Genomic DNA, 15,894 nt, shown 5'->3' on the forward strand with positions numbered 1-15,894 from the left:
AAAGAACGCTATCGGACGGTTTATTTGATGCGTTCGAGGATCGACACATAGTTGGCGACGGCGGCGCCGCCCATGTTGAAGATACCGGCAAGCTTGGCATCCGGCACCTGAATGCCACCCGCTTCGCCCGTCAGTTGCATGGACGACAGCACATGCATGGAAACGCCGCTGGCGCCGATCGGATGACCCTTGGCCTTGAGACCGCCGGAGGGGTTGACCGGCAGGCGGCCGCCCATGGCGGTCTGGCCTTCCAGCGCAACCTTGCCACCCTCGCCCGGCTTGGCCAGGCCCATCGCCTCATATTCGATGAGTTCTGCAATGGTGAAGCAATCATGGGTTTCGACAAAGGACAGATCATCGATTGTGACACCTGCCTGATCGAGGGCGCGCTTCCAGCCTTCGGAGCAGCCTTCAAACAGCAGAATGTCGCGCTTGGAGATCGGCAGGAAATCCTGCACATGGGCAGCACCGCGGAAGGCCACGGCGCGTTTCATCTTCAGTGCCGTCTGCGTGTCGGTCAGAACCAGCGCCGCTGCGCCGTCCGAGACGAGCGAACAGTCGGTCCGTTTCAGCGGGCCGGCAACGAAGGGGTTCTTCTCGCTTTCCTGACGGCAGAAATCATACCCCAGATCCTTGCGCATCTGCGCATAGGGATTGTTGACGCCGTTCTTGTGGTTCTTGGCGGCGATTGTCGCCAGCGCATCGGACTGGTCGCCATATTTCTGGAAATAGGCGGCAGCGATCTGGCCGAACACTCCGGCAAACCCGGCGGGGATATCGCCCTCTTCCGGCAGATAGGATGCTTTCAAAAGGTTCTTGCCGATCTCCGGGCCGGGCGTCGATGTCATCTTCTCGACACCCACGACCAGTACAACGCGGGCAGCACCGGCGCGAATGGTCTTGATGCCCTGATGCACCGCGGCCGAACCGGTGGCGCAGGCATTTTCCACCCGTGTGGCGGGCTTGAAGCGGAAGGCATCACTGGCCTGCAGCACAAGGCTGGCGGTGAAATCCTGCGGCGAGAACCCGGCATTGAAATGGCCGAGGACAATCTCGTCGACATCCTGCGGGCCTATGCCTGCGTGATCGAGCGCAGCGACCGCCGCCTTGACGATCAGGCTTTCGACGCTCTCGCCTTCCAGTTTTCCGAAAGGCAGATGCGACCATCCAACGATACAGGCTGTCATGTCATTCCTCCAAAATGTCATTCTTGTTGACGTAACCATGAACCCGCTGCGTTTCAAGGTAAAGGGCTTTGTTGCAGTGCAATACCGAGGCCCGTGGTTTGGCAATTATCGTGCTGAAAACGGTTGTATGGAGAGTCGTTTATTGCTTGCTGGTGGTTGCAAGACCATCGTGCGTGGTTCGACAAGCTCACCATGAGGGAGAGTGGGGATTGCAGGGAGCTAGGTTCTGCAAAGTTGCAGGCTGGTTTGCACCTACCATGTCCCTCATGGTGAGCTTATCGAACCACGAACTACACACAACCGCTTTGCAGCACTCCCGTCAAATACCGCTCCAAAACGTCGCAATTTTTATTGATTGGCCAGTCAATCAAGAATAATAATTTACGCGAACGAGGTTTTTCAGAATGCCCAAAGTCGGAATGGAACCACTGCGCAAGCGGGAGTTGATTGATGCGGCCATCCGCACCATCGGCCAGCGCGGCTCGCTTGACGTGACTGTCGCGGAGATCGCCCATGAAGCGGGCGTTTCGCCGGCGCTGGCGCACCACTATTTCGGCGGCAAGGAACAGCTGATCCTCGCCACCATGCGCCACCTTCTGAAAGAACTCGGGCAGGATCTTCTGGCAGCACTGGCGACAGCCCACACGCCGGCGGAACGCGTTGCCGCCATCATCGCCGTCAATTTCTCCGCCTCGCAATTTGCACCGCAGACCGTGGCCGCATGGCTGACCTTTTACGTGCACGCCCAGCAATCGGTCGAGACCCGCCGCCTGCTGCGTGTCTACGCCCGGCGCATGCATTCCAACCTCGTCTTTGCGCTGAGCAGCATGATTGACCGGACTGCCGCCCTGCAGATCGCCGAGGGCACCGGCGCGATGATTGACGGGCTCTATATTCGCCATGCGCTGCGCAATGGCGCGCCTGAGGCAGCCTCGGCAATCGCGCTCGTGGAAGATTACGTGACGACAAAACTAGCCGCCGCCGGAGCCTCCCTATGACAAGGCCGAATATCCTCATCCTCATGGTTGACCAGCTGAACGGAACCCTGTTTCCGGACGGCCCCGCGGATTTCATCCATGCCCCGCATCTGCGCGCCTTGGCGGATCGTTCTGCCCGCTTTGCCAATACCTATACGGCCTCGCCGCTCTGCGCCCCGGCCCGCGCCTCCTTCATGTCCGGTCAGCTGCCCTCGCGCACCCGCGTCTATGACAATGCCGCCGAATTCGCCTCGGATATTCCGACCTATGCGCATCACCTGCGCCGCGCCGGTTATTACACCGGGCTTTCCGGCAAGATGCATTTTGTCGGTCCCGACCAGTTGCACGGTCTTGAAGAACGCCTGACCACGGACATCTATCCTGCTGATTTCGGCTGGACCCCCGATTACCGCAAGCCCGGCGAGCGCATCGACTGGTGGTATCACAATCTCGGCTCCGTCACCGGCGCTGGCGTCGCCGAAACCAGCAACCAGATGGAATATGACGACGAGGTGGCGTTTCATGCCACGCAAAAACTCTACCAATTGTCGCGCACGTCAGACGATGCGGCGAGCCGCCCGTGGTGCCTCACCGTCTCCTTCACCCATCCACATGACCCCTATGTGGCACGACGCAAATACTGGGACCTCTACGAGAATTCACCTGCACTTGAACCGGCCGTTGCCGCCATCCCGTTCGAAGCACAGGACCCACATGCACAACGCCTTATGCAAGCCTGCGACTACACGCAATTCAATATTACCCCCGAAAACATCCGCCGGGCGCGTCAGGGCTATCTCGCCAATATTTCCTATGTCGATGACAAGGTCGGCGAGATTCTGGAAGTGCTGCGGGCAACGCGGATGCTCGACAACACGATCATCGTGTTCACGTCGGACCATGGCGATATGCTGGGCGAGCGTGGCCTGTGGTTCAAGATGAACTTTTTCGAGGGCTCGGCCCGCGTGCCGCTGATGATTGCAGGCAAGGGCATCGCGCCGCAGTTGATCACCCAGCCGGTGTCGACGCTCGATATCAACCCGACCCTTGCGGCGTTTGCCGGTATCGACATTGCCGCTGTCAAACCATGGACTGATGGCGAAGATCTGACCGGCGTCATCGCTGGCGGCAAGCGGCAGGGCCCGGTGCTGATGGAATATGCGGCGGAAGGTTCCAATGCGCCGCTCGTCTGCATTCGCGACGGCCAATACAAGTTCGTGCATTGCGAGATCGATCCGCCGCAACTGTTTGATCTTGAATCGGATCCGCAGGAGTTGACCAACCTTGCCGCTGATCCCGCCCATGCCAGATTGCTTGCCCAGTTCACGGCTGCCGCCAAGGCGCGCTGGGACATGGCGGCCTATGACGCCGCCGTGCGCGAAAGCCAGGCCCGGCGCTGGGTGGTCTACGAGGCGCTGCGCAACGGCTCCTACTATCCCTGGGATTACCAGCCGCTGCAAAGGGCCTCGGAGCGCTACATGCGCAATCACATGGATCTGAATGTTCTGGAAGAAAATGCGCGCTTTCCGCGCGGCGAATAATGGGGCCAGCTATGGAAGCAGATTTCGTCATCATCGGTTCGGGTTCCGCCGGCTCCGCCATGGCCTACCGCCTGTCGGAGGACGGCAAGCATTCGGTCATCGTCATTGAATTCGGTGGCACGGATATCGGGCCGTTCATCCAGATGCCCGCCGCCCTCTCCTTCCCGATGAACATGAGCACCTATGACTGGGGCTTTTCATCCGAGCCCGAACCGCATCTGGGCGGGCGCACGCTGGTCACCCCGCGTGGCAAGGTGATCGGCGGCTCCTCCTCCATCAACGGCATGGTCTATGTGCGTGGCCACGCCCATGATTTCGACCATTGGGCGGAGAGCGGCGCGGCTGGCTGGTCCTATGCGGATGTGTTGCCCTATTTCAAGCGCATGGAACATTCCCATGGCGGCGAAACCGGATGGCGCGGCACCAATGGCCCGATGCATGTGCAACGCGGCCGCCGTGACAATCCTCTGTTCCATGCCTTTGTCGATGCGGGCAAGCAGGCCGGTTTCGAAGTCACCGAAGACTATAATGGCGCCAAGCAGGAAGGCTTCGGTGCCATGGAGCAGACAATTCACAATGGCCGCCGCTGGTCCACGGCCAATGCCTATCTGCGCCCGGCGCTGAAGCGGCGAAATGTGAGTCTTGTCAATGGTTTCGCACGGCGTGTGGTCATCGAGAATCAAAGGGCAACGGGGGTGGAAATCACCCGGCGCGGCAAGACGGAAATTGTGCGCGCGCGGCGTGAAGTGATCATTGCGGCATCATCGATCAACTCGCCAAAACTTCTCATGCTGTCGGGCATCGGTCCGGCAAAACACCTGAAGGAACATGGCATTGCGGTGGTGGCCGATCGCGCCGGTGTCGGTCAGAACCTGCAGGACCATATGGAGGTCTATATCCAGCAGGAGAGCCTGAAGCCAATCACACTCAATTCCAAGCTCGGATTGGTCTCCAAGGCCATGATCGGTGCGCAGTGGCTGTTCTTCAAAACGGGTGATGGCGCCACCAACCATTTTGAATCCGCTGCCTTCGTGCGGTCTAAGCCCGGTGTCGACTACCCCGACATCCAGTATCACTTCCTGCCCGCCGCCATCCGCTATGACGGCAAGGCGGCAGCCAAGGGCCATGGGTTTCAGGCGCATGTGGGCCCGATGCGCTCGAAGTCACGCGGCAGCGTGACACTGCGCTCGTCCGATCCGTTCGAAAAGCCGAAAATCCTCTTCAACTATATGTCCCATCCGGATGACTGGACGGATTTCCGCCATGCGGTGCGGCTTACCCGCGAGATATTCGGCCAAGCGGCGCTCGATCCCTATCGCGGCCGCGAGATTTCGCCGGGCGGGCATGTGCAGTCCGATGACGCGATTGATGACTTCCTGCGCGAGCATGCGGAAAGCGCGTTCCATCCCTGCGGCACCTGCAAGATGGGTGCGACGGGCGATCCCATGGCCGTGGTCGATCCGCAATGCCGGATGATCGGTGTCGAGGGTCTGCGGGTCGCGGATTCCTCCATTTTTCCGCGCGTCACCAACGGCAATCTCAATGGCCCGTCGATCATGACCGGCGAAAAGGCTTCCGATCATATTCTTGGCCGCGATCCGTTGCCGCGATCCAATCAGGAGCCATGGATCAACCCGCGTTGGGAAGTGAGTGACCGGTGAGTGGCGGTGTATTCACCCCCCTCTGGGCTATCGCCCATCTCCCCCACAAGGGGGAGATCACATTGACATCAACATGATCGCCAACTTTTCAATGCCTCAGAACTGATCGAAATCGTAATGAAGGCTGATCTCCCCCCTTGTGGGGGAGATGTCCGACGGGACAGAGGGGGTGAAATAAAGTAGAGATGAATAAGAAGGAGAACACCATGCGCGCGCAGCCGAAGGCATCGCATTTCATCAATGGCCGCTTCGTCGAGGACAAGGCAGGCAAGCCGCTGGATGTGCTCTATCCGGCGACCGGCGAGATCATCGCAAAACTTTTTGGCGCAACGCCGGCCCTGATCGAACAGGCCGTGCAGGCTGCTGCCGCCGCACAGCCCGCATGGGCGGCGCTCAAGCCGGTTGAACGCGGCCGCATCCTGCGCCGGGCAGCGGACCTTTTGCGCGAACGCAACGCCGAGATCGCGCATCTCGAAACCCTGGACACGGGCAAAGCCATTCAGGAAACGCTGGTTGCCGATCCGGCATCGGCTGCCGATGCACTGGAATTCTATGGCGGCATCATTGCCGGGTTCAATGGCGAGATGATCGAACTCGGCGGCTCCTATGCCTATACGCGCCGCGAGGCACTCGGTGTCTGTGTCGGCATCGGCGCATGGAATTATCCGATCCAGGGTGCGGGCTGGAAATCAGCTCCGGCGCTCGCCGCGGGCAATGCCATGATCTTCAAGCCATCGGAAAACACCCCGCTATCCGCCCTCGCGCTGGCAGAGATTTACAAGGAAGCCGGCCTGCCGGACGGACTTTTCAATGTCTTGCAGGGTTTTGGCGATGTGGGTTCGCAGCTCGTCGATCATCCGCTTGTCGCCAAGGTGTCGCTGACCGGCTCGGTGCCTACGGGCAAGAAGGTGCTGGCGCAGGCCGGATCGCACATGAAACATGCCACGATGGAACTCGGAGGCAAGTCGCCGCTGATCATTTTCGACGATGCGGATGTGGAAAACGCCGTCGGTGGCGCCCTGCTCGGCAATTTCTATTCCACCGGGCAGGTCTGCTCGAACGGCACCCGCGTCTTTGTCCAGAAGGGTATCAAGGACAGGTTCCTCGACCGGCTGGTGACCCGCACCAAGGCGATCCGCCTTGGTGATCCGCTCGATCCCGAAATCCATCTGGGACCGCTGGTCAATGCCGCGCAGCGCGACAAGGTTGTGTCCTACATCGAGAAAGGCAAAGCCGAGGGTGCTACGCTCGCTTTCGGCGGCGGCGTGCCGAAAATGCAGGGCTTTGAAGGTGGCTGTTATGTCGAGCCGACGATTTTCACCGATGTGACCGATGGCATGACCATCGCTCAGGAGGAAATTTTTGGTCCCGTCATGGCTGTTCTCGATTTCAGTGACGAGGACGAGGTTATCGGCCGCGCCAATGATACGGAGTTCGGTCTGTCAGCCGGTGTCTTCACCAAGGATTTGTCACGCGCGCATCGGGTGATCAGCCAGCTCAAGGCGGGCACATGCTGGATCAACACCTACAATCTCGCGCCGGTTGAAATGCCGTTCGGCGGCTTCAAGCAGTCCGGTGTCGGCCGTGAAAACGGGCTGGCCGCGCTTTATCATTACAGCCAGATCAAGTCCGTCTATGTGGAAACGGGTAAAGTCGAAAGCCCCTATTGAGGGAATGAATGCATGGCCCGGCAAGGCCTCTGACTAGGCCTTGCCGATATAATCCACATACTGCGTCAGGGCGCAGACGAGATGATAGAAGATCGAGGCCGGTACATCTTCGGCCCGTGCCCTGCCCTTTTCATCAATCAGGTCGATCCAAAGGCCCTTCGGCGCCTGTTCGATATGCCAGCGGAACAGGCGGCCCACCCGTGCCTCGACTTCCGGCTTGAGGTCCGGCCCGCCATTGCCATCGAGCGCAATAGCGGCTTTCACTGCCTCTGTCTGCGGCCAGCTGCGTGAATTGGTGTCAAGCGGCAGGCCATGCCGGGAAACAGCGCCATAGGCGAGTTCCGTGGTGCGGTTCAGACCGTTGGCAATAGCTGAGGCATAGAGCTTGCGCGCGTGGCGGATGATGTCTTTCTGGCCCGACGCCTTGGCAAAGTTGGACAGGAGATAGGCCCATTCGAAATGGTGTCCCGGTTCCGTCCACTCGCCTTTTTCGCCCGGCGCCCGCTCCCAGTCATCGGTAAAATATTCGCCGAGCGTCCACGTTTCCGCATCAAAAAGATGATGCCGGAACAGATCGACGATCCGCGCCGCACGCTGCAGATAATCCCGGTTCCCCGTGACGTCATACCAGGCAAGGAACGACTCGAGCAGATGCATATGCGGGTTGGACCGGCGCAGACCGGTATCCCCCGGCATTTCAAGAAAACCCCGCAGCTTGGAATCAGCAAGGTATTCGTCGATGAAGGCAAAGGTTTCCGTGGCAAGACCGAGCGCCTGCGGATGGCCCGCCCGATGGGCATGGGCCAATGCCAGAAGCACGAAGGACTGGTCGTAGGCATCCTCAGCCCCGTCGAGAACCGTACCGTCAGGGTTGAAAGTCTTGACCCAGCCGCCACGGTCCGTCCGGCCATTGGCCGTGATGAAGCGGATACCATGGTCGATCAGATCATTGGCCGGACCATCCCAGCCCATTTCATGCGCCACGGCAAAGGCATAAATCTGCCGCGCCGTGGTGCGCATGCGCTTGGTTCTGATGATGGGTGTAGCGTCGAAGGTCAGCGCCTCATGGAAGCCGCCATAGCGCCTGTCGACACCAACCGTCGACCAGAGCGGCAATGTCTCCTCGAACAGCCAGTGGCGAACACGTTTTTCATAGGCACCCACCTGCGGCAGGCGATCCTGCGCCGGGGTGAATTTGGTTTCAAGACGGCCGGTCTTTTCCAGCTGTTCGACAATCTTGCGAACGTTCTGGCTTTCGGTGACGGGCGCAACGAACGTCGCATCGGAGGTCGACACAACAGCCAGATCACGCAGTCCGATGGCGGAAAGCAGACGCCCATTGCTGCGCAGATAGCTGTTCTCGCAATCGATGGCGACAACATCACCGACAATCACATTGCCGCTGCCGTCGGTCGAGCTGACTTCCAGCAGGGATTGCCACGATCCGAGATCATTCCAGCGGAAGCGTGCGGGCACCAGAGCGATGTCTTTCGCATGTTCCATGATGGCATAGTCGACGGAAATGGACGGCACATCCGCATAGAGGTCGTGTGGCAGATAGGTGCCGGAGACATTGCTTGTTGCCTCATCGAGTGCAGCCACAGCCCCGTCCCAGATCTTTGGCGCATAGGCCCGGAATGCATCGCGCATGGTGCTGGCGCGGAAAAGAAAAATGCCTGAATTCCAGAGGAAATTCTTCGATTCGAGGTACTGGATCGCGGTTTCCTCGTTCGGCTTTTCAACGAAGCGTATGACATCCCGTGTGTTGTCGTTCTGTGGCCCCACCTCGATATAGCCATAACCGGTTTCCGGCCGATCAGGCTGGATACCGAAGACGACGATCCGGCCCGCCATGGCAGCGTCCGTGCCAGCCTCCACTGTGCTCCAGAAATCGCGATCCGTTGTAATTTCGTGGTCGGACGGAACGACGAGAACCAGATCGTCGCCGTGCTCGCGCAGCGTAATCTCGGTTGCCAGCACGACAGCCGCCGCCGTGTTGCGGCCCATCGGCTCGAGAATCGCCCGCCCGCCAGCCAGATCGACACCGGAAAGGTCCTGGCTGATGCGATCCGCATGACGTTCCGAGGCGAGCAGATAAACCGGAACGGAGGTATCACCGCCCCGTGCACTCATGCGTTTGACTGTCCGCAAGAGCATGGAGCCCTGACCGGACAGATTGTGAAACTGCTTGGGAAAGTCTTCGCGCGACAGAGGCCAAAGCCTTGAACCGACGCCACCGCTCATTACAAAGCTGATAATACGCTTCATTCCCGATGTCATCTCGTGCAACCTCATCGTTTCAGTCGATATCTCGTCTGATATACAATTAGCGATCTTTCGACAGACTTTGCGATACATCGCATCGTTAGTCTTTTATCGATACAAGACTTTCGTCGGCGATCACAAGACCAGTTCAACCATTTCCAGAACATGGTTTATGTTTGCACCCGGTATAATTGAAAAAGTGCTGATGAAACGGCTTGCAGGCACAAAAACTCAGCGGTATATACCCCGGCATCGCTGGTCACGGAGTGTAGCGCAGCCTGGTAGCGCACGTCGTTCGGGACGACGGGGTCGGAGGTTCGAATCCTCTCACTCCGACCAGTGTTTTCACAAACTTTGATATCCAGTTTCTGCCTGCCTAGACGCTTGGCATCTCAGTCAGTGCAGGGTTTCCCCGCCTTCAGGATCGATGAGGCTTGCAAGGCCTTCCTCTTCGACGGCACGTAAAAACTCGTCAAAGGCGGCTTGGTCCGTTTCAAAAGGATCATCCCAGATGATGGAATCCTTGTCCTCGGTCACCACTTCCAGCGTCCACTCGCTTTGCTCGGCAAGACGATAAATCTCGACGCTGACGGTGATACCGTCACGCGTGAACTCTTTCGACAACCGTGACACAACCAATTCGGGTTCTTCATCCATCATGCGCCCCTCGGGACCTTCCAATTGCTTCTTCAATCATCTTACGACGCGCCCGGAAATAGCAAGCCAGAAAATCGAATTCCCTGTTCTTTGGCTCTGCATCTTCCCTTACGGGATAAATATCCGCATAATTTGTGACAATTGAAACTCACCGGCCGCTTGAGGGGAGTCTCGCCATGCCGCTGAAAGCAATTTTCCTAGTCCTGATGCATGCGGTCCTGTTTGATATGGCAGCGGCCCACGCGGAGAACATCAGCACCTATACCTATGTTGGCCTTGAGAAGTGTCGCGAACAGAAACCGGAACCCGGCAATCCCCTGCAGACCGGCGCGTGGCTGTGCCCTGGCTATGGCGGCATGCAGGTGCAACTCATCGAAAACGATCTGCGCTTTTATGTCTCCTACGCACACAAGAAAGGTGCGAAATTTTCTCGCGAATCGGTGGTGCCGAATTTCAATGTGCTCGGGTCGAACAATCTCGAATGGCGCTTGAATGCACAGAAGCAGCCCGTTGCCACCATACTGCGCTTCAAGACTGACGAGGACTCAATTCTGCTCATCACACGCATGGGACCGCTGGAGCAGATCTGCGCTGTCGGTTACGTCTCGGCCAAGAACACCGCAGAGCCGAACGACGTGGCGCGAAAGGTTGCCGACGGCATCGCACCCGGTTTTCAATGCGGAAAGGAAGAGCCTGTCTATTATGACGCGTTGGGAAAACCGCAGAACTGATATCGTTGGAATCAAGCCGCTTTCCTGAGCGCGTCCATGATCAGGCAGGTTTCCGAGCCATGGGCCACAAGTCTGCCGGTTCCATCAAAAATCTTGCCTTCGGCACTTGCTGTCCGGCTACCGGAATGGAGGAGAACGCCCTCGCAGCGCAATACGCCCGTCGATACGAGCACGGAGCGCACAAATGTCGTTTTCATTTCCAGCGTCGTATAGGCCTGCCCTGCCTTCAGTGAGGAATGTACAGCGCAACCCATCACGGTATCGATCAACAGGGAGATCCATCCGCCGTGAACAACCCCCATCGGATTGTAGAACTTCTTTGACGGCCGTGCCTCGAACACAACCTTGCCCGCCTCGATGGAGATGGGCCACAGATCGGTGGTCTCGGCGAAGGGTGGCGCCGGATAGGTGCCATCGAGCAGTCCTTGCAAAAACTCCACGCCCGAAAGCGTTGCGGCAACATCGGGCGGAACCAGACCGAAAGTCGTGTTGAGCGTATCGGACATGTCTGGCTCCTGTGATTTCAGCCACCTTGAGAAGGCTTCATATTATGGGCATCATATGATATGTCAATCACCATACAACTGATATATCGAGGGCCACCGATGCGCTATTCCAAGGATCACAAGTCGGAAACGCGCCAGCGTGTCGTCGACGTTGCCTCAAAACGCTTTCGCAAGGACGGGATCGAAGCCACCGGACTAGCGGGACTGATGGCCGACGCCGGCCTGACCCATGGCGGTTTTTACGCGCATTTTTCATCGAAGAACCAGCTTGTGCAGGAATCCATCACGGCAGCGCTGGATTCGACGCGGGATTATCTGGAGCACGCGGCAAGAAGCGCACGGGCCTGCGGTGTGGACGGGATGGAAGCCATCGTGAATGCCTATTTGCGCCCCGCCCATGTGAGGCACCCGGAACTTGGCTGTGCCATTCCATCGCTGATCGCAGAAGTCGGGCGCCTTTCAAGCGAAGTGCGCGAGCGTCTGATCGAGATCGTTGATGCGCTTGTCGGCCTCATCGCCACTGCGTTGCCCGGACATCTCGACCGAACTGCGGCCCTCGACCGCGCGCATGCGGTGCTGGCTTCCATGATCGGCACCCTGCAATTGGCGCGGCTGGTAACGGATACAGACGCATCGGCGCGCATTCTTGCAACGGGCCGTCAGGCGGCGCTTGTACTGGCGCGACAGACCTGATCCCGACAGACAACGCGCAATCTATTCGCCTTGCGAAGATGCGCCGATCCACTATCATTCCGTGAGGCATTGTGAGCATGGCTTAAAGCCGGAGCTCACCGCAGATATAATTGGAGTTATCATGTACAGGCCACCTGCATTTCGGGAAGACCGTCTCGACGTCATGCACGACCTCATCCGCAAGCACCCGCTGGCAATGCTGGTAACCGGCGGCGAGCATGGCTTGATGGCGAACCTCATTCCCTTCGAGATCGATCCGGGCGCGTCGTCAAACGGAACCTTGAGGGCCCATCTGGCCAAGGCCAATGACCAGGTTGCGGCATTGCAGGCGGGCGCCGAGGCGATGATCATTTTTCAGGGACCGAACACCTATGTGACGCCTTCATGGTACGCGACCAAGCGCGAACACGGAAAGGTTGTGCCCACCTGGAATTATGTGGTTGTACAGGCGTGGGGCACTCCGCATGTCGAGGATGGTGCCGACTGGCTGCGCCGTCAGATCGGCAGCCTGACGCGCACCCATGAGGCGGGCCGCGCGCAGCCATGGTCGGTCGAGGACGCACCCGACAATTTCATTGCGGGCCAGATCAAGGGCATTATCGGTATTGAGATCCCGATCACGCGCATTGAAGGCAAATGGAAGGTCAGCCAGAACAGGGCTGAAGCGGATCGAACCGGTGTCGCGGACGGTTTGCGGCGGGAAGGTCCGGAATCGGAAGCCATGGCGCGTATCGTCGATGAACGCGGAAAGCCCGGCGGCTGATAAGGTCCACCTGCCCTGACCATGCACAAGCCTGACATTTCGCTGACCGCCATCATAGCCAAACTTCGGCAACTGACCGGCGAAACCATTGTGTTGATTCCGATCAGCGAGGGTGAGGATTCGCGCGCATTCCGCTACGACCATGCCGCAGGGAGCTTTGTCGTCCGCGTCAACCGGTCGATCGACGGATTTGCCAAGGATGCATTTGTCTGGAAGCATTTCTCATCGGCAGCTTTACCCATTCCGGCCGTTGTGGACTACGGCATGCTGGAGGACGGTAATGCCTATTGCATCTCGCAAATGGCAAAAGGCTTCACCCTCCAGGAACTGTCGCCCCAGCAATTGCCGCCGGTTCTTGAGCCGGTTGCCGATATAATGGCCGCTATCGCGCGGTCCGACATCGGCTCGACGCATGGCTACGGCCCTTTCGATGCGGGGGGCAATGGCCGAGACGCTACCTGGCAGGCATTTTTGTCGGCCGTGTCCGCCTATGACTGGAGCCGCGTGGCCGGCTTTCCCGGCGCCGGCCGGATCGATGACCTTGTCAGACACTGCATGACATTAATTCCGTCCTGTCCCAATATTCGAGCGCTCGTTCATGCAGATTTCGGATCGAACAACGTCCTGACGGACGGACGTCGCATTACCGGCGTCATCGACTGGTCGGAAGCGATATATGGCGATCCGCTCTATGAGGTCGCCAATATCCTGTTCTGGCGACCGTGGCTGGAGTGCATGGAACAGCAGGCACGATATTTCGAGGCGTTTCGGCCGGACCTCGTCCGGAACCAAAACGTACTGGCTTGTTATCAGCTTCGCATCGGAATGCAGCAGATCCATGAAAGTGCCATTGATGGTGCACTCGCGGATGCAGGCTGGGCGCTTGAGCGGTGCCGTGTCATCGAAAGCACCCTACGACAAGGATAAGACACGCGAGAAAACTGATGATCAACGTCTGGCTTGGCCCATTCAAGCGGCCATGGACGCCAGTTCTATGCGGTTACGGCCAAGACGCTTGGCCCGGTAAAGCGCTACATCCGCCTCTTCGATCAAATCCGTCAGTGATTGATGCTGCGATGTGAAGGTGGAAACGCCGGCGCTCACCGTCACATGCGCCTGCGTCCGACCGAAATCGAAGAAGGTCTCGTTGACACGCCGCCGGATGGCCTCGGCCATCGCCATGGCCTCACCTGCATCCGCCGTCGGCATCAGGATCGCGATCTCCTCCCCGCCATAGCGGGCCACGAGATCGGCCTTGCGCACCAGCGAGCGGATAATGGTGGAAATTTCGATGAGCACCAGATCACCATTGGAATGGCCCCAATGATCATTGATGCTCTTGAACGAGTCGATATCGATCATAACAAGCGAAAAGACCTCTCCCCCGGTTGATGCCGCCTTGCGAAAGGTGCGCCGCGCTACGCGATCGAACAGCCGCCGATTGGCAAGATTGGTCAACGGGTCCGTATGGGCGTCCACTTCCAATGTCTTCACACGATCAACGCGCAAGCGTTCACGATGAAGGAACATGGAGATCAGAATGATCCCGGTAACGCTGAGCGTCAGCATCGGCAGGGCCATGCGCTGGAAAATCGGCATCGCCCGTTCGAATGGCAGAACAAAAATGCTCAGGGTGTAGAGCGGGACGGTCAGGCCGAGAATAACGAAATGCTTCCAGGAATAAACCTTCGGCCGATAGACCAGCGTGAATATCAGGCTGATCGATCCGATGATCAGAATGCCGACAACACCGGCATAAACGCCGCTGCCACCAATAAGAATGCGGGAAATAATTGTTAAAGTTGTAGATACCAACACTGCAACCACGCCGCCGAACGGGGCACTGAGAGCCAGCAGTATCGAGCGCGCATCGACAATAATTCCGTCATCGATAATAACAGGATCAAGCATGGAAATGACGGCTGAACACCCGAACAGCAAGCCAACCATCAGACTGCGGGTCATGGGTCCATGGAAAGCGCGAATGATCGAGCCATAGGCCATGCTGACCAGCGCAACCAGGCCAAGACGGTGGACGAGATCCGACACGACGGGGAAATATTCAGCGTACACTTACCAACCTCAATTCCACTTCGTGCGACCCTAGCGTTTCCGGGCTAATTTCGTGCGAAGGACATCCCTAAAAATTGAACTATCGGGCCGTATAGCACGGAAATTCTACCACAGGTTGTATTTTTTGATGATTCTTGACGACACGATTTCAAATATGAATATACACGAAACCGCATCTGGCGCCTTCCGCGGCGGAAAACTCATCAAGTTTGGTATCCGGTTTCAAATCCGGCGGCATTTTTGAAACGAACATTCTGTCGGATCGAGAAACCAACGCCTAGACTGATCTCCATTCTTGAAAAGGATCAGGGCAATGCTGGCACATCAGGCTGAAATCATCGACCTCGGAGCCTACAGGCAGGCGAAAACCAATGTCCCGCAGGCCGAGCAGCCAAAGCAACAGAGCGCGACCTCCTATCCCATGTTTCCCTTTGCGTGGATTGCCATGCCCATCTCGTTTGTCCCCGTTGTCTTCTACACCCCGTTTCCGCATGAGGCGCATTCTTGACGACACTTGCTCTGGACGAGAATTTTCAAACTGGCGCTTATAGTGAGAATAGTGATCCGGCCAACGACCTGCCGGCGATCCTCGGCCGGAATCTGCGTCGGTTGCGCACACGGCAGGGCCACTCACTCGAACGGCTGGCCAAACTTGCAGGCGTGAGCCGGGCCATGCTCAGCCAGATTGAAACGGGCAAAAGCGCGCCGACCGTGAGCATTCTCTGGAAGATTGCCACCGCGCTTGGCGTACCCTTCGCCACCTTGCTCGACAGCCAGCGTGTGCAGGGCACCGTCGTACTGCGCCGCGACAAAGCCAAAATCCTTGGCCTCGCTGGCGGACGGTTCACGTCGCGTGCACTCTTCCCCTTTGACGGGGAACGCAAGGTCGAATTTTACGAACTGAGGATAGGTGCGGGTCATCTGGAACGGGCGGATGCCCATGCACCCGGCACGATCGAAAATCTCGTTCTGGTCAAAGGCCGGGTCGAGATCAGGACCGGCCAGGAACCGGCGACTGTTCTTGAGGAAGGAGACGCCATCCTGTTTGAAGCGGATGCACCTCACAGCTATCGCAATCTGACGGAAAGCGAAGCTGTGATCTATCTCGTCATGACCTACGTCGAAACCGTGGGCTAAATGAAAAGAGCCGGCAATGCCGGCCCTCGTATC

15 protein-coding genes and 1 tRNA gene are annotated in these 15,894 nt (G+C 58.2%); 11 read left to right on the top strand and 5 right to left on the bottom strand.

The window, feature by feature from the left end:
* Positions 1–20: 20 nt before the first annotated feature.
* Positions 21–1,187, bottom strand: a complete 1,167-nt coding sequence (locus FHW16_RS02245) for an acetyl-CoA acetyltransferase (RefSeq protein ID WP_182547539.1) — start codon at positions 1,185–1,187, stop codon at positions 21–23.
* Positions 1,188–1,591: 404 nt separating this feature from the next.
* Here FHW16_RS02245 and betI point away from each other — a divergent pair, with 404 nt between their 5' ends.
* The 4 genes from betI (at position 1,592) to betB (ending at position 7,036) form a co-directional block, all read left to right on the top strand.
* Positions 1,592–2,185 carry a transcriptional regulator BetI gene (gene betI, locus FHW16_RS02250; RefSeq protein ID WP_182547540.1) on the top strand — a complete coding sequence of 198 codons (594 nt, stop codon included), beginning with the start codon at positions 1,592–1,594 and terminating at the stop codon, positions 2,183–2,185.
* The gene (gene betC, locus FHW16_RS02255) at positions 2,182–3,705 is read left to right on the top strand and encodes a choline-sulfatase (protein WP_182547541.1); all 1,524 of its coding nucleotides are present in this window, start codon (positions 2,182–2,184) and stop codon (positions 3,703–3,705) included. Before betI ends, betC begins: the two co-directional genes overlap by 4 nt.
* Before the next feature lie 11 nt (positions 3,706–3,716).
* On the top strand, positions 3,717–5,366 hold the full coding sequence (gene betA, locus FHW16_RS02260; RefSeq protein ID WP_182547542.1) for a choline dehydrogenase: 1,650 nt from the start codon (positions 3,717–3,719) through the stop codon (positions 5,364–5,366).
* A 206-nt stretch (positions 5,367–5,572) separates the two neighbouring features.
* Positions 5,573–7,036: a betaine-aldehyde dehydrogenase gene (gene betB, locus FHW16_RS02265; protein WP_182547543.1), complete on the top strand. Its 1,464-nt coding sequence runs from the start codon at positions 5,573–5,575 to the stop codon at positions 7,034–7,036.
* Between the two features lie 33 nt (positions 7,037–7,069).
* Here the strand turns inward: betB and FHW16_RS02270 are convergent, their stop codons facing one another.
* Positions 7,070–9,304, bottom strand: a complete 2,235-nt coding sequence (locus tag FHW16_RS02270) for an AGE family epimerase/isomerase (RefSeq protein WP_246711605.1) — start codon at positions 9,302–9,304, stop codon at positions 7,070–7,072.
* 259 nt (positions 9,305–9,563) lie between these two features.
* Between FHW16_RS02270 and FHW16_RS02275 the strand changes: the two genes are divergently transcribed.
* Positions 9,564–9,640, top strand: a tRNA-Pro gene (locus FHW16_RS02275).
* 57 nt (positions 9,641–9,697) lie between these two features.
* Here the strand turns inward: FHW16_RS02275 and FHW16_RS02280 are convergent.
* Positions 9,698–9,961, bottom strand: a complete 264-nt coding sequence (locus FHW16_RS02280) for a hypothetical protein (RefSeq protein WP_210278003.1) — start codon at positions 9,959–9,961, stop codon at positions 9,698–9,700.
* A gap of 173 nt (positions 9,962–10,134) precedes the next feature.
* Between FHW16_RS02280 and FHW16_RS02285 the strand changes: the two genes are divergently transcribed.
* Positions 10,135–10,689: a hypothetical protein gene (locus FHW16_RS02285; protein WP_182547546.1), complete on the top strand. Its 555-nt coding sequence runs from the start codon at positions 10,135–10,137 to the stop codon at positions 10,687–10,689.
* 11 nt (positions 10,690–10,700) lie between these two features.
* On the opposite strand, the gene FHW16_RS02290 is transcribed toward FHW16_RS02285, so the two are convergent.
* A complete protein-coding gene (locus tag FHW16_RS02290; RefSeq protein ID WP_182547547.1) occupies positions 10,701–11,195 on the bottom strand; it encodes a PaaI family thioesterase in 495 nt (164 codons plus the stop codon).
* A gap of 99 nt (positions 11,196–11,294) precedes the next feature.
* Between FHW16_RS02290 and FHW16_RS02295 the strand changes: the two genes are divergently transcribed.
* The 3 genes from FHW16_RS02295 (at position 11,295) to FHW16_RS02305 (ending at position 13,578) form a co-directional block, all read left to right on the top strand.
* Positions 11,295–11,888 carry a TetR/AcrR family transcriptional regulator gene (locus tag FHW16_RS02295; protein WP_182547548.1) on the top strand — a complete coding sequence of 198 codons (594 nt, stop codon included), beginning with the start codon at positions 11,295–11,297 and terminating at the stop codon, positions 11,886–11,888.
* 121 nt (positions 11,889–12,009) lie between these two features.
* A complete protein-coding gene (locus FHW16_RS02300) occupies positions 12,010–12,651 on the top strand; it encodes an FMN-binding negative transcriptional regulator (RefSeq protein ID WP_182547549.1) in 642 nt (213 codons plus the stop codon).
* 21 nt (positions 12,652–12,672) lie between these two features.
* Positions 12,673–13,578 (top strand): phosphotransferase, encoded by a 906-nt coding sequence (locus FHW16_RS02305; protein WP_182547550.1) that lies wholly within the window; start codon positions 12,673–12,675, stop codon positions 13,576–13,578.
* Positions 13,579–13,620: 42 nt separating this feature from the next.
* Here the strand turns inward: FHW16_RS02305 and FHW16_RS02310 are convergent, their stop codons facing one another.
* The gene (locus tag FHW16_RS02310) at positions 13,621–14,724 is read right to left on the bottom strand and encodes a diguanylate cyclase (protein WP_182547551.1); all 1,104 of its coding nucleotides are present in this window, start codon (positions 14,722–14,724) and stop codon (positions 13,621–13,623) included.
* Positions 14,725–15,037: 313 nt separating this feature from the next.
* On the opposite strand from FHW16_RS02310, the gene FHW16_RS02315 reads away from it, so the two are divergent.
* Both FHW16_RS02315 and FHW16_RS02320 read left to right on the top strand, forming a co-directional pair.
* Positions 15,038–15,232: a hypothetical protein gene (locus tag FHW16_RS02315; protein WP_182547552.1), complete on the top strand. Its 195-nt coding sequence runs from the start codon at positions 15,038–15,040 to the stop codon at positions 15,230–15,232.
* An 11-nt stretch (positions 15,233–15,243) separates the two neighbouring features.
* Entirely contained in the window at positions 15,244–15,861 is a 618-nt protein-coding gene (locus FHW16_RS02320) for an XRE family transcriptional regulator (RefSeq protein ID WP_182548878.1), read from the top strand.
* The last annotated feature ends 33 nt before the right edge of the window (positions 15,862–15,894 follow it).

Origin of the sequence: Phyllobacterium myrsinacearum (assembly GCF_014138285.1) — a bacterium.
GTDB classification, from domain to species: Bacteria; Pseudomonadota; Alphaproteobacteria; order Rhizobiales; family Rhizobiaceae; genus Phyllobacterium; species Phyllobacterium myrsinacearum_A.